This window comes from Frankia sp. AiPs1 (genome assembly GCF_023716945.1).
GTDB lineage: Bacteria > Actinomycetota > Actinomycetes > Frankiales > Frankiaceae > Frankia.
The window spans coordinates 1-689 of record NZ_JAMQQF010001134.1; the positions used below are offsets into that span (position 1 = coordinate 1).

The window sequence follows — 689 nt, forward strand, 5'->3', positions numbered from 1 at the left end:
CCGCTCGCCGCCGCGGGGAGCCCGCTCGTCGCCGTCGTCGGCACCCCGACCCATCTCACCGACCGCGCCGAGGACCGGGTCCGCAACGTGATGGTCACGGCGACCGCGCCGCTGATCGCGCTGTCCGGGCTCGCCGCCTGGCTGCTGTCCGGCGCCGCGCTGCGCCCGGTGGACCGGATGCGTCGCCAGGCCGCCGAGATGGCGGCCTCCGACCTCGGGACGGCCGGCGACGGGTTCCAGTTGGCGGTGCCGGCCACCCGCGACGAGATCGCCGCCCTGGCCCGCACCATGAACGACCTGCTGGCCCGGCTGCACGCCGCCCGCGCCCGGGACCGCGCCTTCGTCGCCGACGCCGGCCACGAGCTGCGCACCCCGCTGACCGTGCTGCGCGCCGAGCTGGAACTGGCCGACCGCCCGGGACGCTCGGCCGCGCAGCTACGGGAGGCGATCCACACCGCCGCCGAGGAGACCGACCGGCTGATCCGCCTCGCCGAGTCGTTGCTCACCCTGGCCCGGATGGACGGCGGCCACGTCCGGCGCGGGCCGCTCGCCCTCGACGAACTGCTCGACCGTGCCGCGCGTGCCGCCGCCGGCTACGCCGCCTCGCGCGGGCTGCGCCTCGACGTCACGGTGGCCGCCGGCGACCGGCCGCTGACCGTGTTCGGCGACCCGGACCTGCTGCGCCAGGC

The 689-nt window shown here is 78.2% G+C and carries 1 protein-coding gene; it reads left to right on the forward strand.

Annotated features, from left to right (window positions below; translation table 11 throughout):
* The coding region (locus tag ND748_RS33300; RefSeq protein ID WP_251750192.1) for a histidine kinase dimerization/phospho-acceptor domain-containing protein at window positions 1-689 on the forward strand (689 nt) is incomplete at both ends.